Origin of the sequence: Tigheibacillus halophilus (assembly GCF_042683165.1) — a bacterium.
GTDB lineage: Bacteria > Bacillota > Bacilli > Bacillales > Amphibacillaceae > Tigheibacillus > Tigheibacillus halophilus.
In genome coordinates, this window is sequence record NZ_JBHUIZ010000003.1 from 481,249 (window position 1) to 496,224 (window position 14,976).

17 protein-coding genes are annotated in these 14,976 nt (G+C 40.9%); 11 read left to right on the forward strand and 6 right to left on the reverse strand.

Features of this window, described 5'->3' with window-relative positions; genetic code table 11:
- Positions 1 to 128: 128 nt before the first annotated feature.
- From ACFSMW_RS02935 to ACFSMW_RS02950, 4 genes are all read left to right on the forward strand, one after another.
- Complete coding sequence (locus tag ACFSMW_RS02935) at positions 129 to 1,424, forward strand: molybdopterin molybdotransferase MoeA (RefSeq protein ID WP_390352872.1); 1,296 nt, start codon at positions 129 to 131, stop codon at positions 1,422 to 1,424.
- Complete coding sequence (gene moaA / locus ACFSMW_RS02940; RefSeq protein WP_390352874.1) at positions 1,424 to 2,440, forward strand: GTP 3',8-cyclase MoaA; 1,017 nt, start codon at positions 1,424 to 1,426, stop codon at positions 2,438 to 2,440. The genes ACFSMW_RS02935 and moaA overlap by 1 nt, the downstream gene beginning before the upstream one ends.
- 64 nt (positions 2,441 to 2,504) lie before the next feature.
- Positions 2,505 to 2,924 carry a YwpF family protein gene (locus ACFSMW_RS02945; protein WP_390352875.1) on the forward strand — a complete coding sequence of 140 codons (420 nt, stop codon included), beginning with the start codon at positions 2,505 to 2,507 and terminating at the stop codon, positions 2,922 to 2,924.
- 161 nt (positions 2,925 to 3,085) lie between these two features.
- The gene (locus ACFSMW_RS02950; protein WP_390352877.1) at positions 3,086 to 4,432 is read left to right on the forward strand and encodes a TrkH family potassium uptake protein; all 1,347 of its coding nucleotides are present in this window, start codon (positions 3,086 to 3,088) and stop codon (positions 4,430 to 4,432) included.
- Positions 4,433 to 4,942: 510 nt separating this feature from the next.
- On the opposite strand, the gene lepB is transcribed toward ACFSMW_RS02950, so the two are convergent.
- Entirely contained in the window at positions 4,943 to 5,467 is a 525-nt protein-coding gene (gene lepB / locus ACFSMW_RS02955; RefSeq protein ID WP_390352879.1) for a signal peptidase I, read from the reverse strand.
- 343 nt (positions 5,468 to 5,810) lie between these two features.
- On the opposite strand from lepB, the gene ACFSMW_RS02960 reads away from it, so the two are divergent.
- Both ACFSMW_RS02960 and ACFSMW_RS02965 read left to right on the forward strand, forming a co-directional pair.
- The gene (locus tag ACFSMW_RS02960) at positions 5,811 to 5,981 is read left to right on the forward strand and encodes an aspartyl-phosphate phosphatase Spo0E family protein (protein WP_390353897.1); all 171 of its coding nucleotides are present in this window, start codon (positions 5,811 to 5,813) and stop codon (positions 5,979 to 5,981) included.
- A gap of 128 nt (positions 5,982 to 6,109) precedes the next feature.
- The gene (locus ACFSMW_RS02965; RefSeq protein WP_390352880.1) at positions 6,110 to 6,265 is read left to right on the forward strand and encodes an FbpB family small basic protein; all 156 of its coding nucleotides are present in this window, start codon (positions 6,110 to 6,112) and stop codon (positions 6,263 to 6,265) included.
- 183 nt (positions 6,266 to 6,448) lie between these two features.
- Here ACFSMW_RS02965 and ric read toward each other — a convergent pair whose 3' ends face one another.
- Complete coding sequence (ric, locus tag ACFSMW_RS02970; protein WP_390352882.1) at positions 6,449 to 7,147, reverse strand: iron-sulfur cluster repair di-iron protein; 699 nt, start codon at positions 7,145 to 7,147, stop codon at positions 6,449 to 6,451.
- 176 nt (positions 7,148 to 7,323) lie between these two features.
- Positions 7,324 to 8,241, reverse strand: coding sequence for a DMT family transporter (locus ACFSMW_RS02975; protein WP_390352883.1), 918 nt, complete (start codon positions 8,239 to 8,241; stop codon positions 7,324 to 7,326).
- 114 nt (positions 8,242 to 8,355) lie between these two features.
- Here ACFSMW_RS02975 and ACFSMW_RS02980 point away from each other — a divergent pair, with 114 nt between their 5' ends.
- Entirely contained in the window at positions 8,356 to 8,685 is a 330-nt protein-coding gene (locus tag ACFSMW_RS02980) for a hypothetical protein (RefSeq protein ID WP_390352885.1), read from the forward strand.
- Positions 8,686 to 8,737: 52 nt separating this feature from the next.
- Here ACFSMW_RS02980 and ACFSMW_RS02985 read toward each other — a convergent pair whose 3' ends face one another.
- A complete protein-coding gene (locus ACFSMW_RS02985) occupies positions 8,738 to 9,232 on the reverse strand; it encodes a YkyB family protein (protein ID WP_390352886.1) in 495 nt (164 codons plus the stop codon).
- A 105-nt stretch (positions 9,233 to 9,337) separates the two neighbouring features.
- Positions 9,338 to 10,186 (reverse strand): metallophosphoesterase, encoded by an 849-nt coding sequence (locus tag ACFSMW_RS02990; RefSeq protein ID WP_390352888.1) that lies wholly within the window; start codon positions 10,184 to 10,186, stop codon positions 9,338 to 9,340.
- Positions 10,187 to 10,344: 158 nt separating this feature from the next.
- On the opposite strand from ACFSMW_RS02990, the gene fadH reads away from it, so the two are divergent.
- Entirely contained in the window at positions 10,345 to 11,112 is a 768-nt protein-coding gene (gene fadH, locus ACFSMW_RS02995) for a 2,4-dienoyl-CoA reductase (RefSeq protein WP_390352890.1), read from the forward strand.
- A 76-nt stretch (positions 11,113 to 11,188) separates the two neighbouring features.
- Here the strand turns inward: fadH and ACFSMW_RS03000 are convergent, their stop codons facing one another.
- Positions 11,189 to 12,100 carry a cation diffusion facilitator family transporter gene (locus tag ACFSMW_RS03000; protein ID WP_390352891.1) on the reverse strand — a complete coding sequence of 304 codons (912 nt, stop codon included), beginning with the start codon at positions 12,098 to 12,100 and terminating at the stop codon, positions 11,189 to 11,191.
- A 442-nt stretch (positions 12,101 to 12,542) separates the two neighbouring features.
- On the opposite strand from ACFSMW_RS03000, the gene cbpB reads away from it, so the two are divergent.
- Genes cbpB through ACFSMW_RS03015 form a run of 3 tightly spaced genes read left to right on the forward strand, consistent with a single transcriptional unit; the run spans position 12,543 to position 14,833 of the window.
- Positions 12,543 to 12,986, forward strand: coding sequence for a cyclic-di-AMP-binding protein CbpB (gene cbpB, locus ACFSMW_RS03005; protein ID WP_390352892.1), 444 nt, complete (start codon positions 12,543 to 12,545; stop codon positions 12,984 to 12,986).
- A 36-nt stretch (positions 12,987 to 13,022) separates the two neighbouring features.
- Positions 13,023 to 14,531 carry an MDR family MFS transporter gene (locus tag ACFSMW_RS03010; protein WP_390352894.1) on the forward strand — a complete coding sequence of 503 codons (1,509 nt, stop codon included), beginning with the start codon at positions 13,023 to 13,025 and terminating at the stop codon, positions 14,529 to 14,531.
- Positions 14,532 to 14,584: 53 nt separating this feature from the next.
- Positions 14,585 to 14,833, forward strand: coding sequence for a YkuS family protein (locus ACFSMW_RS03015; protein WP_390352896.1), 249 nt, complete (start codon positions 14,585 to 14,587; stop codon positions 14,831 to 14,833).
- The last annotated feature ends 143 nt before the right edge of the window (positions 14,834 to 14,976 follow it).

Consider the following 14,976-nt stretch of genomic DNA (forward strand, 5'->3'; position numbering starts at 1 on the left):
GAATAAGTGTCATTTGCCTGATAAGTTTGTTAAACTGGAATTAGGTGCAGACCTAAGAAGCAATAGCTGAAGCAAGGTTAAAAGTAAAATACGGCATAATGTAAAATACATATAAGGCTGGTGATCTTATGGTTGAAATACGCAAACCAATTTTTGTTGAAACTGCAGTATCAGCAGTGATGGAGCACCAATTAAAAGCAGTCAGTGAAGTCATTTCCATACATGCATGTGATAATAGAAGGTTATCGGAACCGATATATGCGACCAACGCGATCCCTTCTTTTGATAAATCTCCATATGATGGTTTTGCGATCAAGTCAAGTGATACGAATGGAGCCTCGAAAAACTGTCCGGTAACTTTCCAAGTTGTAGATCATATAGGGGCGGGGGAATTACCGACGAAAAAACTGCAAGTGAATGAGGCGACCAGGATTATGACTGGGGCTAAGATTCCAGAAGGAGCGGATTGTGTTGTCATGTTTGAAATCTGCCACGAATTCGAGCAAGACGGCCAGCCATTCATAAGGCTTAAACGGGAAATTCCTGAAGGCGATAATATAATGAAGGAGGGTTCTGAGATACAGAAGGGAGATTTGCTTGTCGAAAAAGGCACTTTAATCAATCCCGGTATCAAAGCCCTTTTGGCCACATTTGGATATCACCATGTATCAGTCGCAAAAAAACCACTCGTAGGTATCATCTCTACTGGCACGGAGTTACTTGAAATCGAGGAGCCTTTACAGCCGGGAAAAATTCGCAATTCCAATGCATACATGATTGCATCTCAGGTTAAACGCGCAGGTGCTGAATACCGTTATTACGGCCAGCTTGCTGATAAGCTGGAAAGCAGCTTCGGCAAAATCAAGTCCGTACTGGATGAGGTCGATATACTGATTACAACGGGGGGCGTATCTGTCGGCGACTATGATTTGATGCCGGCCATTTACGAAAAACTTGGTGCCGAGGTATTATTCAATAAGGTTGCAATGCGCCCTGGCAGTGTCACGACGGTTGCCTCTATGGGTAGTAAGCTGTTATTCGGATTGTCCGGAAATCCATCTGCATGTTATGTTGGGTTTGAATTGTTTGCCAGGCCAATCATTCAAACCAGCTTATATAACCCGAATCCTTTTTTAAAGCGGACGAAAGCTATCATGGCAACCAGCTTTTTGAAGGCGAATCCTTTTACGAGGTTTGTTCGTGGTTACATCCATTTTGAAAAAGGTACGATGGTAGTGCATAGCGCGGGCATGGACAAATCCAATGTAGTTTCGTCGCTGGCGCATACTACCTGTCTGATGGTTCTTCCTGGGGGGAGCAGAGGGTATAAGGCGGGCAGTGTTGTCGATGTATTGCTGCTGGAAGATACGGAAGGTCAACAAAGCTTTGAAGCATTCAGGAAATTAAAGAAGGAGGAATCGTGATGGATAATACTCCAGTACGGGACCATTTCGGCAGATTGTTGAAGGATTTGCGGATTTCAGTCATTGATAAATGCAATTTCCGCTGCACGTATTGCATGCCGAAGGAAATATTCGGCCATGATTATCCTTTTTTACCAGAAAGCGAGCTTCTCAGCTTTGAAGAAATTGTCCGTCTTGCAAGGCAGTTTGCTGCACTTGGTGTGACTAAAATCAGAATAACTGGTGGAGAACCTCTCCTGCGCAAAGATTTGCATGAATTGATTGAGGAGCTCTATCAGATTGATGGCATAAAGGATATCGCGTTGACGACGAACGCTGTACTGTTGCCCAAACAAGCGAAGAAATTGAAAGCTGCAGGTCTGCAGCGCGTCAATATCAGTCTGGATGGAATCGAGGATGAAGTGTTTAAACAAATCAATGGCCGTGGAGTAGGTGTCCAGCCAGTACTGAAAGGAATTGAAGCTGCCATTGCAGCAGGCTTGAAAGTTAAATTAAATATGGTTGTCAAAAAAGGAATGAATGAAAGCCAAATCCTCCCTATGGCGAGGTATTTTAAAGACAAAGACGTCATTTTGCGCTATATTGAATTCATGGATGTTGGAAATCACAATGGCTGGGATATGAAAAATGTCATTTCAAAACAGGAAATAATTAATAAAATCCATACAGAAATGCCTGTGGAGGCGGTCGAACCGAATTATGAAGGTGAAGTTGCGTCCAGGTTCCGTTATCTTGATGGAATAGGGGAGGTAGGCGTCATATCTTCTGTAACAGACTCCTTCTGTTCCTCGTGTACGCGTATCCGGCTTTCCGCTGACGGCAAACTGTATACATGTCTATTCGCCTCCGGTGGGTATGATATCAAATCAAAGCTTCGTGAAGGTTGTGATGACCGGCAGCTAAGGTATGATTTGGCACGCCTTTGGGGGAGAAGGAAAGACCGTTATTCAGACGAACGGGCAGAAAGCGGAAAAAGCAACCGTAAAAAAATAGAAATGTCTTATATTGGCGGCTGATTTTTTCTTCATGAAAATGATTATATCGCAGTTAACTCATTAAAATTAGAGGAAGGTGGTGCCGATGAAAACTTTTAAATTGAAAGGATTGCGCATTTTAGAAGGTTCAGGTGAGGAACTGCTTCACCACAACATTGAAATGTTGGATGGCCTGATTATCAACAAAGAGGATGATCAGGACCGGTGGGTGTTAGAGGTCTACACAAAACGGGATCAGCTTCCTTTATTGCGGAGACTGCAAAATGAACGTGATGAATTCATGCTGGAGGCTGTCATTACCAAAGAGAATAATACACCAGTCGTATTTATCAGTAAGATAGTAAATGTCAATGAAATGAAAGAAAATATAAACGTATTGTTCATGGGAAAAATCGTTGACCAGCGGAAAAGTAAAATCGAAGCATTGCTGGAAACGTTAATTGTTGATGGTTATCAGGGTGCCTCCTTATTAAAACAATTCAAGAAAGAAATCAATAGTCAATAGGCCGGAATCACAGTGAGTCACATTCACTGTGATTTTTTAAAAAGTTTAATAAATGAGTCAGTAAAAAAATGATAAAGATAGGAAAAATCCATTACAGCCTGCTATAATAAGTTGTAGGTTTTTGATGAAAGAAATAAACAGCTTAGTCAAAGGGGTTTCATATGTCTAATTTCTCAAAACAGATAAGGCGTTTATCACCTGTGCAGATGATATTACTATATTATTTTATTGCAGTTGCTTTTTCGACTGCTCTGCTATGTATGCCAGTTGCCTATCAGCCGGGTGTACATATCGCATTTATCGATAAATTATTCGTAGCTGTCAGCGCATTGAGCGTCACAGGACTGACACCTATATCAATTGCATCTTCGCTGAGCACAACAGGGATTTTCTTCCTTGCATTGATTCTTCAGCTCGGTGCTGTTGGTATCATGGCAATCGGAACATCTATCTGGCTTTTGCTTGGAAAAAAAATCGGATTTAAAGAACGTCGATTGATTATGACTGATCAGAACCAGACAAAGTTCGAGGGCATGGTTCGCCTGATCAAACAGATTATTGTCGTGGTATTCGTAATCGAATTTATCGCGTTTGTCGTGCTGGGCACCTATTTTCTAAAGTATTACGCTCCAGGCAAAGCATATTTGAACGGTTTTTTTAGTACGATCAGCGCTATTTCAAACGGGGGATTCGATATTACAGGGGATTCTCTCATTTCTTATCAACATGATTATTTCATTCAGTTTATTACAATGCTGCTGATTATTTTTGGTGCCATTGGTTTTCCAGTGTTAATCGAGGTAAAGGAATATCTTTTTTCTAAAAATAATACATTCCGGAGATTCTCACTGTTTACAAAAGTAACGTCGATCACTTTTTTTATTTTGATTGTCGTTGGAGCATTGCTGATTTATTTACTGGATGCCAAGCACTTTTTCGCGGGTAAATCCTGGCATGAGGTTTTGTTCTATGCCTTATTTCAGTCGGTGACGACAAGAAGCGCTGGTCTGACGACGATGGATATTACACAGCTGACAGAACCAAACCATTTAGTCATGTCTTTGTTGATGTTTATCGGGGCATCTCCCAGCAGCGCGGGAGGGGGGGTTCGGACCACTACTTTTGCACTTGTGGTTATTTTCATCATCACCTATGCAAGAGGAGGAAACAATATCCGCATATTTCGCAGGGAAGTGCACGAGGAAGATTTGTACAAGGCGGTTGTTGTGATGCTGCTCGCAATCATGATTGTGTATATTTCGACGATTACCATTTCAGCAATTGAGTCCATTTCGGTCACTACAGCGTTTTTCGAAGCGACTTCCGCTTTTGGTACGGTCGGGCTGAGCCTTGGCGTCACACCGCAACTAGGTATCGTAAGTAAACTCATCCTTATGCTGTTGATGTTCATTGGAAGAGTGGGGATCATCACTGCCTTATTCATGTTTAAAAGGAATAGAGGTGGCGGCAAATACCATTATCCGAAAGAAAGGATCATCATTGGATAGAGCGCTTAAAGCCGCATTCATTTGCTTTAACAATGTTCTCGTAGCCCCCATTAATATAGCGTGAGGGTTACAGTCCCGATGAGCAGGCAAAGCCTTAGAAAGAGCGATTAATCCCGTACAGCTTTCGTTAGCCCATAAAAAAGTATCATTAAGCCATGCCCTGCTTCCATTGGCCAAATGGTAAATAAGTGGAGGTAGGGTGGTTCACTAAAAGGGATAAGATGTGGTATGATGAAGTATAGGAACAATAGGCTTGACAAAAGATAAATTGTACTGATTTCAGGAGGTGTAGGAAATGTGGGAAGCAGTTTTTGCTATTATTTGTGTGGCTATTCTTTTGTTTAATATCGGTTCATGTGTATTCGATAACGAGAATTGACGCCATTCCTTGAGCTGGTTTACGAGACAGACGTACATATCGATAAAATAGCCACCGTAATACGGTGGCTATTTTATCTTGCGATTCAGCGTTACGAGTCATCTTACAGTATCACAGCGTTCACTGTTTCGTTATCTGGTTCTCGACCACTCATTGAACGGATAAATGATCAATTCAGATTTACCGATGATATCCCCGCTATCTATAAACCCAAGCCCATTGCGGCTGTCTTTGCTGATTGCACGGTTGTCCCCGATTACAAAATAGCTTTCCTTCGGTATTTTAATGGGTCCAAAATTGCCGGTATGATTGATCGCGTCCTGCGAAACATAATTTTGGCTGACTTTTTTGTTATTGATGTACAACTGATGGTTTTTCATTTCAATGACTTCTCCAGGCAACCCAATTACACGCTTTACGTAATTCTTGATTGGCCTTTCTATAATGACAATATCTCCTCTGTCAGGTTTTTTTATCAAATATATGAATTTGTTGAATAAAACCCGTTGATCATCTTGCAATGTCGGGTACATACTGTCTCCTTCAACAATGGAAGTTGCGAAAACAAAGGTTTTTAAAATTAATGCAAGCAAGACCGCTATAATGATTGCTTTCAGCCATTCTTTCCATTCAATTTTCTTTTTTTCTTTTGCCAAAAAAAGACATCCTTTCACCATGCATTCCGCACAACATCTTTCCAGCCAGAAATAGTTTAAAATCCAGTTAAACGGGAATGTTGGGTCTTAAGCGGCAAAATAGCATGTTCTACGTCCTATTCTTATCATAGCAGAATTTTCTTTTAAACAGCAAACTAAATGAGATATCGTATACCTGAAAATCGTGTGGCATATTTTCAAGCAGGGTATAAAAAAAACCGTCCTGCAAATGAGAATGAGAGACGTTTTATCGTGTGATCAGATGATATTCGTTAACACATTTTCCGTGTTGAAACATCGAATCTATATACGTGTCGAATGGAAGGAGGTATCCGCTTTGAAAATGGAATTCGTGAACGAAATTGAACTTTTGCGTAGAAAAACGGCTTCAGTTGCTTTAGAAAAAGGTTTTACCAGCTGCGAATCCATCGCTTTGAGCCAAGAATTAGACAGATTACTGAATTTGTATTCGAACAAAAGTTTATCTTTCGAAACTGAGGGCTTGAAACGATGAAACAATAAATTAGAATAGTCTGATTCGAGGAAAAATGACAATATGTTATAAAATGTTCAAAAATTCAAGGTTCATAGACAGCTATATTAGGGTATAATCATAATAGAAAATAGTTAAGGGGTGGAAATATGCGTATTAGAAAAACACGCTTTGAAGAACTAGTTGAAAAAAATAAACAGGAGCTTATGGAAGATGAAGAGCTGCTGGCAAAACTGGAAAGACGATTGGAACAAAAACAGATTGATTTGGTAGCAAGAAAAAGGAAACAGCTGAAAATGACATGATCTTATTCATCCAATTTGATAAAGACCATGATGGGAAATAAAAATGCAAGAAAAGAATGTGTAGGCTTCTTTTCTTGCATTTTGCGTTCATATTAGCTAATTAAATCATCATGTCTGCAAGATTCGTGATGCAATCATCTTCACTGAATGGAGATCGATAACCTCACGAAATTTGAGATGAACTTATCCATACTTTGGAAACAGGATATTATTCTCCAAATGAACATGCTGATAAGTATTTGATTCCAATTCCTCCAAACGTGCGTAGACCATCCGATAGGTATTGCAAGCATCTTCGGGCGCATTATAGTCGTTCGTCACCTTGCGCATTTCCTTTAAAATATTTCCAGTTGCTTCATGTTCCGCTTCTAAATCTCTGTTTGCATGCTTTATCTGCTCCAGCAACTGATCAGAAGGACTTTCCTCGTATTCTTTTATAAATGGAAATACGTTTGCTTCTTCATCTCCTATGTGCTCCAGTAATTCTGTTTTCAATTCATGAAAAAGCTTGTGCAACAATTCCAAATGTGCATGTTTTTTACCATGGACTTGAAAAACCTTGTCAACATAAGTTGCTATAGGCTCCAATTCCCTGCGTAAATATTCATGGTGCGTTTCAAGGATGTAATCAGCTAGATTAGTTGGAGACCAAGCATCGTAATCTGTTGGTTGCTCATCTTCCTTTCGACGCCATTCCAAATAAGAATCATTCAGCTCTTTCAGTATAGATCCCTCATTCAATTGCAGACTTCGTAAGGATTCACTTAATGGTTTATTGCCGCCACAGCAAAAATCTATCCGGTGCTTTCTGAATAAATCACTTGCCTGCGGATAAATCTTCACAATATCAACTGGGGTGTTTGCAGCATGGAACATAGTCATAACTTGATACCTCCTGAAGGAATTTTCAACTTCAGTATACGTGCAGGGCATCTTTTTTTCCGTGAGCTACATCACTGTTTCGTTCAGAGAGCAAAAACTCGCCGAAACCGAAATGCTTTCCTCATAAAAAGCACAATTCGTCATGAATGGTAAAACCTTCGCTCTTCCGTTATATTCTATCCAGTGCGGCTAATACATTTTTTATTAGCTGCAGAACCTCTTACGGTGGAGAGCTGGATCATAATGACTGCTGCAATAATGCAACACATGCCCAATAGCTGTAGTCCTGAAAAAGGCTCTGTAAAGACGAACACTCCTATGACCGTTGCCACAACCGGTTCGACCGTAGTTAGAATCGATGCGCTGGATGCTTGGGTATGCAGCAGTCCATACGTATAGATAATATAGGCGAACGCGGTTGGCAGGAAGCCTAGACCGATTGCAAATAATAAAACTGCGGGATCGGCAAATAAATGGCCTTTGTCTTTAAACGGGAAAAATGGGAGCAGTGATACGGCAGCTACTAAAAAAGTGTACGTCGTAATTAGCAAGCTGGTATATTTTTTGAGTGCGAACTTGCTGATAAGACTATAAAGGGCGTAACCAATACCTGACCCAAGCCCGAATAGAATACCAGCTGGCTGCAGCTTATTAAGATCGACTGGTATTACTCCGACAATCAGACAAGTACCAACCAAGGTCATCATCAAAGCTGCGATCTTCGTTTTCGTCATTGATTCTTTGAATAAAAATATCGATAAAATGCACACGAAAGCTGGAGCTGTATATAACAATGCAGTAGCAACAGGAATTGTCGTAAGCTGGATTGCGGAAAACATGCAGTAATTAAAAAATATGATACTGCATATGCCTGTACCCAAAAAGTAACTGATATCTCTTACCTGATCCAACCGCATTTTCCTTGGAGCAGTTGTGAGCATATACACAACCAGAATGGCTGCGGCGGAAAATGCCCTGATGCTGACAACTTCCATCGGTGTGAATCCATATGTATACAAGTGTTTGACAAACCACCCGATTGTCCCCCATAATGCCGCTCCCAGCAGTATGCAGCTCAATGCTCTCCATCTCAATAATCCTCACTCCTTATAGTTTGATATTATCAAAGTATCAGAAACTTAACAATATCATGTTTATCACAAGAAAAATCAGTTGATAATGAAGTAGTATAGAAAGGAGTTAACAAAATGCTGGCATCATTAATTTTCCCTGAAACAGTCAAAGGACTACGTTACTTTGGTTTAAGTGATGACGCGATATTTATTGTTTTGTTGACCGTCGGGATGCTTGTCAGCTATTTCGTGCTGCGGCCGGTTACGAGACTGCTGTTAAGATGGCGCGCTGAGACATTGATGAACTATTTGCTTTCCAGTCTTGTAGTTATTATTCTGCTGCTTACCTGGTTGTCTTTGGATAATCATATGCTGCGGTTTCGACTGGCATTGCTGTTTTTAGCGGGGTTTGGCGTTATTCTGATGGTAGTACGCATCATTGGCAGGATATGGCGTAATGCATAATCAAAAAATACATTTGCCTTCTCAGCAAATGCATTTCATCAAATTCATATAGTTATTTTGGTTTTTTAGGTGTTCTTTTTTGATTCGGATATCTTTTTCTGTGGGGGGGCCATTCCATCTTCCCTAAAGATGAAGGGGTGAAATATGAAGGTTTGCGAATTTGTTTTTGTCGTTCTTCTTTTTCAGGGTGCCAGTCAATGTATTGATAGACGATCCGTTTTGCTTGAGAAAGAGACATTTTCGATGGAGGATTGCGAAAATTTTCGTCCAAATTCCCCAAGTGTTCCAGCTTTTGAAAATCTCCCTTAGAAGGAGGGATGTGAAAATAGTAATCTGACACTTTTACAAGTAATGTGGAATGCTGGTTACTGAATTTAGGATTGTCGGAAAAATGCAAGCCGATTTTTTTGGCATGTTTTTCCTGTAATAATTTATTAATTGTTTGTTTTTTGATCCAGTATAAATGCTGGGGCTGAAGCGCTGTCTTCGCATGCCGGTTTACCGTGTAAAGTGCTTGTGCTAATTCAGAAATGCGAATATTCTGCATGTTTTCACCTCCTCAATAAATTTTTATTATAACCTATCGTATCGTAAAGCCTGTACATAATCAATGAAAAAAAAGGCTGCAGAGGAACACATGATATGACACCCACTATCCTTGCAGCAAAGTATATACATGTATTTCAGGCTCACATAAAAATCGATAAGGAAGTCTGGTCGTGCCGATGCCCTTATCGACAAAAAGCGTCAAATTCCTTTCGATAATATGTTTTCCTTGAATATATTTCTGTGCATAGGCTGGGGTATACAAACTTCCGATGAATGGCATGCGAACCTGACCGCCATGGCTGTGACCTGATAGTTGGACATCCACCGGATGTTGTGCAGCCGTATCTGCATAGTCAGGCTCATGTGCCAATAAAATGGTGAACAGGTCTGGGTTTGTAGTTCGCAATGCCGCTTTCACATCTGGTTTCCCAAGAATGACATCATCGATACCTGCTATTAGTATTCTGTCGTTGTTTTTCTCGATGGCTTGATGACTGTTCTGCAGTAACTGAAAACCGCCTTGCTTCATCACTTTTTTTAATATATCCGTGCCATATCCACCATGGTCATGGTTCCCGTATACCCACAACTTTCCATATTCAGCACGTAAACCTTGGAGCAAATGTATCAGTTCATTGCCAAAAGTATATGTATCTGGATTATCGACTAAATCACCAGTGAACACGATTAAATCAGGCTCTAGCGCATTAATCCTTTTAACCAACTTACTGAATTGGTCCAGCGTATATTGGAATCCGATATGCGTATCCGAAAATTGAATGATTTTAAAGCCGCTGAATGTAGATGTGATTTTTGGTGAAGTAATTGTTTCTCTTTGGACATGGAGCATGGATGTTTCTATATTATGGGCGTAAACGTAGGCCGAACCGCCAATTCCAAATAATGTGAGCAAGCTTCCAAAAGCTCTTTTTAAAAAAGCCCTTCTGTTCATTTTTAAACATTTCCCCTCAAACAATCTGATATGAAAAGTATACCACGCAAAGTCTTCCTCAGAAAGAAGGCAAGACAAAAAAGAATAACGCCGCAATTTTTTGACTCCGTGTTCAAAATGGAATAGTATGAAAATAGAAAAATGAGGAGTGATTCAGTTTGAAAGGAAAAACGGTAATCATTACAGGTGCTTCAAGTGGTATGGGGAAATTCATGGCAAAAAAATTCGTTGAGGAGGGAACTCATACTGTCATGACGGGAAGGAGCTTGGAGCGTCTGCAAGCTGCTGCTGAAGAACTTGCTGCAACTGCGCAAGGTGAAATCCTGACCATTCAAATGGATGTGCGCAAGCCAGATGATGTCAGTCGTATGGTTGATGAAGCAGTCCGTCAATTTGGTAAGATTGACTGTTTGATTAATAATGCAGCAGGTAATTTCATCTGTTCTGCAGAGGATATGTCAGTGAACGGTTGGAACGCAGTGATTGATATCGTGCTAAATGGGACTTTTTACTGTAGCCAGGCCGTTGGAAAGCATTGGATAGAGCAAAAGAGCAAGGGAGCAATTCTCAATATGGTCGCAACATACGCTTGGAATGCAGGTGCAGGGGTTTGTCATTCTTCTGCAGCCAAAGCAGGCGTGCTTAATTTGACAAGGACTTTGGCTGTAGAGTGGGGAAGCAAATATGGTATTCGCACAAATGCCATTGCACCTGGCCCCATTGAAAGAACCGGCGGTGCCGAAAAGTTATTTGAATCTGAAAAGGCAGCAAAGCGGACAATCTCGTCTGTTCCGCTAGGGCGTTTGGGAAAGCCGGAGGAAATTGCAGATTTAGCTTATTTTATGCTATCTGAAAAGGCAGCTTATATGAATGGAGAAGTAGTTACCCTTGATGGAGGACAGTGGTTAAATAAATTCCCTTTTTAAAATGAAATGGCCATACAGCAAGCCTGAAAAAAGCATCTGTATGGCTGAACACAGAATTTTGTTCGCCCCTTCCCTTTCAAGATTTGCAGTTATCACACGTATCGTGAATGTCGGTGTCTCTTCCTTCTATCTGTACAGTGCAATGAGATATATGGAAGGTATGAAGTATTTTATCGGTAGCTACTTGTAGAAGTGCATCTCTGTCCACTTCATTTTGAACAACTAAGTGGCAGGTCATTGCCGGAAATTCATTGGTTATTGACCAAACATGCAAATCATGGATACTGTATACACCCTCCAACTCTGCCAGCATTGCTTTCATTTGTTCCATATCTACATGCTCAGGTTTTCCTTCCATCAATACATGAAAGGCATCTTTAGTGACCCTGTACCCTGAGACAAGAATGAGGATGGAGACAATTACACTTGCAATGGGATCCGCTATGTTAAATTGAAAAAAGAATATGAGCAGGCCGGCCAGGATTGCGCCTGCTGAACCAAGCAAATCGCCCATCACATGAACCAGAGCGCTTCGGATATTCAGATTATCCTTGGAGTCTCCTTTGGTCAACATGAGGAATACAATAATATTGACCACCAACCCAACACTGGCAATAATCATCATACTGCTACTGACTTCCGGCGGCTTGACAAATCGATGATATGCCTCATAAAAAATGATCATAGAGATCACAATTAATGTAATGCCATTGATTAGCGCTGCAATTATCTCAAATCGTTTATAGCCAAAGGTTTTCTCCGCATTTGCTTTTTTCTCACCCATTTTGAAAGCCAGCAAGCTTAACCCCAGTGCAGCGGCATCACTTAACATGTGGCCGGCATCTGACAGGAGAGCCAGACTATTTGTCCAATATCCTCCAAGTGCTTCAACAATCATAAAAATGAATATGGTAATAAAGCTCCATAGTAAAACTTTCTTATTTGCGGTATGGTGGTGGTGATGACCGTGATCGTGGTGGTTTCCCATGATCCACCTCCTCTTTCCTGACTGCAACAGTCAAGTTATCTTTGCGCCATAAAATCCAACTTCGATTAGACTTTCCAATGCCTTGAAAATACGGCGGCTGGGGTTTGCGTCATATCTTCAAACCGATATAGCACTCACTGTTTGGTTATTACATGTTGACACCAGCCGGACAGCGCTACATCGTATAATATGAGCATATGCTCACATTATACGATGTGCCAAAAGCCTTTGCAAACGTCTAGTCTAAGCGGGCGGATGGCAACGAGAGGAACAAAGAGTAGCATCCTGTGAATCATTTTCGAATTGATTTCCAAAACGATGGAGTATGTATGCGTAAACATGATAAACTGGTTATGCAGGCGTAAACGAAATTACACGTAGCAGTTTAGCTGGATTGAAATGAACGCAATAGATAAATTAGAAATAATGTGGGGGCGATTACATGAGTTTGACCCAAGATAAACATATAATGGATATTACTGTGGCAGATTTAATGATTTCTTCTGAGAAGGTTGCGCATGTCCAAGTCAACAATCCGTTGGAACACGCATTGCTTGTACTTGTGAAATCGGGCTACTCTGCGGTGCCGGTAGTGGATACAGCATATAAATTGAGAGGAATTATCGGTAAAACAGTCATATTGAACGAAATCCTTGGATTGGAAAGGTTCGAGTTCGAAAAATTGGATAAGACTGTCGTTGAACAAGTGATGCGTACGGAAATTCCAACACTTTCAAAAGAAGATTCATTTATGAATGGTTTAAAAGCTGTTATTGATGCACCTTTTGTCTGTGTGATAGACGAACAACGGCATTTTGACGGGATATTAACAAGAAGAGCGATTCTGAAGCAAATCCGCACTGATTTTTATACTTCAAAGCATTAGGACTAGTGGATATAAATTACGTGAGGGCTGGCGAACATGGAAGAATTGTGTAATGACCAAGACAACTGCAAACAAACCAGGCGTCCTATCGTATTGGCTTCTATTATGCTTAGTATGTTCTTGTCTGCGATTGAAGCAACGATCGTCTCGACTGCAATGCCCGGAATTGTAGCAGATTTGGGAGGATTTTCGCTATATAGCTGGGTTTTTTCCGCATATTTACTGACAAATGCTGCGACAATGCTGATTTTTGGCAAGCTCTCTGACATTTTTGGCAGAAAACCAATTTTTATGATTGGAGTCAGTTTATTCATCGTTGGCTCTGTTCTTTCAGGGGTAAGCTCTTCTATGAAAATGCTTGTTGGAGCACGATTTGTGCAGGGATTTGGTGCAGGAGCACTAATGCCTATCGCCACTACCATGGTGGGGGATATGTATACGAGGGAACAAAGAGCTAAGATCCAAGGGTATCTTTCCAGCGTTTGGGGGATTTCTGCTGTTACTGGTCCTCTTTTGGGTGGTTTCTTCGTAGATAAGCTCAGCTGGCGGTACGTATTTTGGATGAATATTCCTCTGGGATTGTTGGCGATGGTTGGCATCCTATTATTTTTTCATGAAAATCTTAGTAAAGAACAGCGTAAAATCGATTACTTTGGCACCATATGGATTTTTCTTGCTATCAGTACATTGCTTGTCATTCTTGTTGAAATAGACGGGACCAATACATTCACTTCGCCATTATTTTGGGTGATGGGAACATCTTCAGCGGTTTGTTTCATGTTGTTCCTGTTTCAGGAGAGGCGTGCTGCAGTCCCTGCTATGCCATTGGAAATTTGGCGTAACCGCTTGATTGCACTTGCCAACATAGCTTCATTGACCACGGGCATCATTATAATAGCAATTACAAGTTATTTGCCTGCTTTTATACAGGGAGTCATGGGAAAGTCGGCCACCATAGCTGGATTCACTCTGACAACCATGTCCATCGGATGGCCGATTGCATCCACTATTGCAGGTAGATTGTTACTGAAAATAGGCTATCGTAAGACCTCCATACTTGGCAGCTTATTCCTCGTTTCGGGTGGTGTAATGTTTTTATTCTTAACACCTGAAAGAGGGCCAGGATGGGCTGGTGCTGGATCATTTTTAATAGGTGCAGGCATGGGGATGACAAGTACCTCGTTCATCGTAGGTATCCAAAGCAATGTTAATTGGAACATGCGTGGTACGGCCACTGCATCCAATATGTTCATGCGCTCACTTGGAAGTGCACTGGGGGTTGCTTTTTTTGGGGGCATTTTAAACAGCTATGTAAAAGCGGCGATGTTGAAATCTGGCATGGAAGGTGACCTTTCCATTCATTCAGTAAATCAATTGCTTGATCCGAATGAAGTGGGGAAAATGTCCGATACGTTGCAAACAACACTGAAGGAGGCGCTTTCGTCTGGATTACATATGACATTTTCTAGTATGTTAATTCTTGCGCTGGTAAGTGCGGCCTTAATATGGTTTCTGCCATCTAATGAGATAAAACGCCATGAATAACATGGATCTTTTTGGTGATATTAAAAATATATTCATATTGGGAGTGATCAATCATGGCACGTATTGGAGTAGAGCCTGGGCTGAATGACATTAAGGAAGAACTTGCTTCAAAAGGACATGAAATTGTGGAACTAAGATCAGAAGCTGATACGGCTAATTGTGATTGCTGCATCATCTCTGGCATGGACAAAGATTTGATGGGCATCAGTGATGTCGTGATTAATGGTCCGGTAATAAATGCGCAAGGACAGAATGCTGAAGAAGTGGTCAGCATGGTAGATGACAAATTATTTTCGGAGTGAGTGCTTAAACTGATCTGCACCCCCAAATTTTTAGGGAATTTGGAGGTGCTTTTCATTGGGTAAATTTACGAGGAAAGAAAAAAACAGGGCGGTAAAATGAGATGAACATTCTGCGCTATTAAACGCAATCTTAACTAGCCCCC

Coding starts and splice junctions, on each gene's coding strand:
- ACFSMW_RS02935 (WP_390352872.1), top strand. CDS start 129: ATGGTTGAAATACGCAAACCAATTTTTGTTGAAACTGCAGTATCAGCA.
- moaA (WP_390352874.1), top strand. CDS start 1,424: ATGGATAATACTCCAGTACGGGACCATTTCGGCAGATTGTTGAAGGAT.
- ACFSMW_RS02945 (WP_390352875.1), top strand. CDS start 2,505: ATGAAAACTTTTAAATTGAAAGGATTGCGCATTTTAGAAGGTTCAGGT.
- ACFSMW_RS02950 (WP_390352877.1), top strand. CDS start 3,086: ATGTCTAATTTCTCAAAACAGATAAGGCGTTTATCACCTGTGCAGATG.
- ACFSMW_RS02960 (WP_390353897.1), top strand. CDS start 5,811: ATGGAATTCGTGAACGAAATTGAACTTTTGCGTAGAAAAACGGCTTCA.
- ACFSMW_RS02965 (WP_390352880.1), top strand. CDS start 6,110: ATGCGTATTAGAAAAACACGCTTTGAAGAACTAGTTGAAAAAAATAAA.
- ric (WP_390352882.1), bottom strand. CDS start 7,147: ATGACTATGTTCCATGCTGCAAACACCCCAGTTGATATTGTGAAGATT.
- ACFSMW_RS02980 (WP_390352885.1), top strand. CDS start 8,356: ATGCTGGCATCATTAATTTTCCCTGAAACAGTCAAAGGACTACGTTAC.
- ACFSMW_RS02985 (WP_390352886.1), bottom strand. CDS start 9,232: ATGCAGAATATTCGCATTTCTGAATTAGCACAAGCACTTTACACGGTA.
- ACFSMW_RS02990 (WP_390352888.1), bottom strand. CDS start 10,186: ATGAACAGAAGGGCTTTTTTAAAAAGAGCTTTTGGAAGCTTGCTCACA.
- ACFSMW_RS03000 (WP_390352891.1), bottom strand. CDS start 12,100: ATGGGAAACCACCACGATCACGGTCATCACCACCACCATACCGCAAAT.
- cbpB (WP_390352892.1), top strand. CDS start 12,543: ATGAGTTTGACCCAAGATAAACATATAATGGATATTACTGTGGCAGAT.
- ACFSMW_RS03010 (WP_390352894.1), top strand. CDS start 13,023: ATGGAAGAATTGTGTAATGACCAAGACAACTGCAAACAAACCAGGCGT.
- ACFSMW_RS03015 (WP_390352896.1), top strand. CDS start 14,585: ATGGCACGTATTGGAGTAGAGCCTGGGCTGAATGACATTAAGGAAGAA.